This is a genomic window from Bradyrhizobium sp. PRIMUS42, assembly GCF_023006515.1.
Taxonomy (GTDB): domain Bacteria; phylum Pseudomonadota; class Alphaproteobacteria; order Rhizobiales; family Xanthobacteraceae; genus Bradyrhizobium.
Genome location: NZ_JALBGZ010001533.1, coordinates 1 through 527 on the forward strand (window position 1 = coordinate 1; position 527 = coordinate 527).

Sequence of the window (527 nt, forward strand, 5' to 3'; positions counted from 1 at the left end):
GTGAACCACTTGTCGTAGATCTTCTGCGCCTCGCCGGAGGTGTAGAGCGCCGCGGTCGCGGCATCGACGACCTTCTTGAAGGCGGCGTCGTCCTTGCGCAGCATGATGCCGTAGGGCTCTGGCTTGGAGAACGCATCCTTGGAGATCTCGTAGTCGCCCGGCGACTTCGAGCCGGCGACGAGGCTCGCGAGCAGGATGTCGTCCATGACGAAGGCGACCGCGCGGTCGGTCTCGACCATCAGGAAGGCCTCGGCGTGGTCCTTGGCCGGGATGATGTTGGCGCCGAGCTTCTTCTCGACGTTGGCCTCGGTGAGCTGCTTGATGTTGGTGGTGCCCGCGGTCGAGACCACCGTCTTGCCCTTGAGGTCGTCGATCGACTTCAGGCCGCTCGACTTCTTGAAGACGTAGCGGCTGGCGGTCAGATAATGGGTGTTGGTGAAGGCGACCTGCTTCTGGCGCTCGGCGTTGTTGGTGGTCGAGCCGCATTCGAGGTCGATGGTGCCGTTGGCCATCAGCGGGATGCGGGT

General features: G+C 63.6%; 1 protein-coding gene. It reads right to left on the bottom strand.

What is annotated here, in order from left to right; translation table 11 throughout:
* A partial coding sequence (locus tag MOV75_RS41480) for an amino acid ABC transporter substrate-binding protein (RefSeq protein WP_246933095.1) occupies positions 1 to 527 on the bottom strand: 527 nt, incomplete at both ends.